The following is a 2098-nucleotide window of genomic DNA, read 5'->3' as shown; positions in this document are numbered from 1 at the left end:
GACTTCCCCTCCTTCACCCTGCAGGACGGCCCCGGCGTCAACCCCGCCAGTGTCGGACGTGAATGCCCACACGGAGTCATCCTCAAGGTCGTCTCCACCAACATCTGCGGCAGCGACCAGCACATGGTCCGCGGCCGCACCACCGCACCCGAAGGCCTCGTCCTCGGCCACGAAATCACCGGCGAGGTGATCGAGGTCGGTCGCGACGTCGAATTCATCAAGGTCGGCGACCTGTGCTCGGTTCCGTTCAACATCGCCTGCGGCCGCTGCCGCAACTGCAAGGAAGGCAAGACCGGGATCTGCCTGAACGTCAACCCCGACCGACCCGGCGCCGCCTACGGCTACGTCGACATGGGTGGCTGGGTCGGCGGACAAGCCCAGTACGTCATGGTCCCCTACGCCGACTGGAACCTGCTGAAGTTCCCCGACCGCGACCAGGCGATGGAGAAGATCCTCGACCTGACCATGCTCTCGGACATCTTCCCCACCGGCTTCCACGGCTGCGTCACCGCCGGAGTCGGCGTCGGGTCCACCGTCTACATCGCCGGCGCCGGCCCCGTCGGTCTCGCCGCTGCGGCCAGCGCCCAACTCCTCGGAGCCGCCGTGGTGATCGTCGGCGACCTGAACTTGGACCGGCTCACGCAGGCCCGCAGCTTCGGGTGCGAGACCGTCGACGTCAGCCAGGGCGACCCGAAAGACCAGATCGAACAGCTCCTCGGGGTGCCCGAGGTGGACTGCGGGGTCGACGCCGTCGGGTTCGAGGCCCGCGGCCACGGCCACGGCTCAGCGACCGAGGCACCGGCCACCGTCCTGAACTCCCTGATGGACATCACCACCGCCGGCGGCGCGATCGGCATCCCCGGTCTCTACGTCACCGGCGACCCCGGGGCCGCCGACGAGGCCGCCAAGGTCGGTGCCCTCTCGCTCAGCCTGGGCACCGGATGGGCCAAGTCCTTATCCTTGGCCACCGGACAGTGCCCGGTCATGAGCTACCACCGCAGTTTGATGATGGCGATCCTCCATGACAAGGTCCAGATCGCCAAGGCCGTCAACGCGAGGCCGATCAGCCTCGAGCAGGCACCCCAGGGGTACGCCGAATTCGACTCCGGTGAAGCCACCAAGTTTGTCCTCGATCCGCACAACGTGATCAGCGCGGCCTGAGATCACGCAGGGTGGGAGAGGCATTCTCCCGGTGAATGCTCGTTCCTCTCCCACCCGTCTCAGCCAGCACCGAACGCGTGGCCTAAACCAACGACGCGGGAATCACTGACTCACCCCGTATCCGGGCTGACCAGACGAGATTTCACACTGACGGCAGCAGATCCGACGTTGGCGCCCGATCCCCTCACTGACCAGCTGCGGCGCCGAATCTTCTGTCTCATGAGACATATGGGATTCTGGAAAACACGTGAGTGTGGAACCTACACCACCACGTCGAAAACGGCGGTGCTTACTCCGTGCACTTCCGGTTTGTGCGCACTAAGCCGCGATAACTTCAGTTTGCCCACCGTCTTTACCCATCCCAGGTTCGCACAGCGTCGGCAACCGGACTTGGTGACGCGCTCCCCAGCGTCGCGGAGCGTTGTCGCATCCAGGTCACTACCAGTTGGATTGAGAACCCCGCATGAATACGTGACTCGTGACGCGCTGCGCGCCCACCAGAATGATCTGCAGCGATCGCACCTTCGTCGATAGCACGAACGTGCCCTCAGCAAGCGGAATCAGGTGTGCCAAGGGCTCTTACGCATGCTTACCCGACCGTCAGTTCGTGGAAGCACGGAGGCCCACATCAATGCGCGCAATAGGTGAACACCCCGGAAGCATCCAACACTTGGCACCGGCATCAACCGGGCGCGTACAGCGACCGAGGGCCGTGGGGGACGACAATGTCCCGCACCGGCATCGATGCGGGGCACTCGCCTCAGAAGGGACAGCAGAGGCTGCTGTCGGTTACCCGCGGGAGAGTCCGGGCTGGATCTGGATCTGCCCGGGGTTGGCCTTGGTCTTGCCGACCGTCCATTCGCCGTCCGCACCGCACACCAGGGCGCCATTGCGGTCGCCGGGCTTGCCGTACGTCACCGTCTCGTTGCCTTGGGAG

1 protein-coding gene is annotated in these 2098 nt (G+C 65.1%); it reads left to right on the top strand.

Annotated elements, in window-relative coordinates; genetic code table 11:
• Positions 1 to 1161: formaldehyde dehydrogenase, glutathione-independent (fdhA, locus tag AC1D1G_RS44660; RefSeq protein ID WP_477956880.1), on the top strand; the 1161-nt coding region annotated here is incomplete at its 5' end.
• Between the last annotated feature and the right edge of the window lie 937 nt (positions 1162 to 2098).

It is taken from the genome of Rhodococcus sp. P3_B8 (assembly GCF_056402775.1).
The sequence above is the reverse complement of the archived record's forward strand: the minus strand, read 5'-3'. Positions and strand labels throughout refer to the sequence as shown.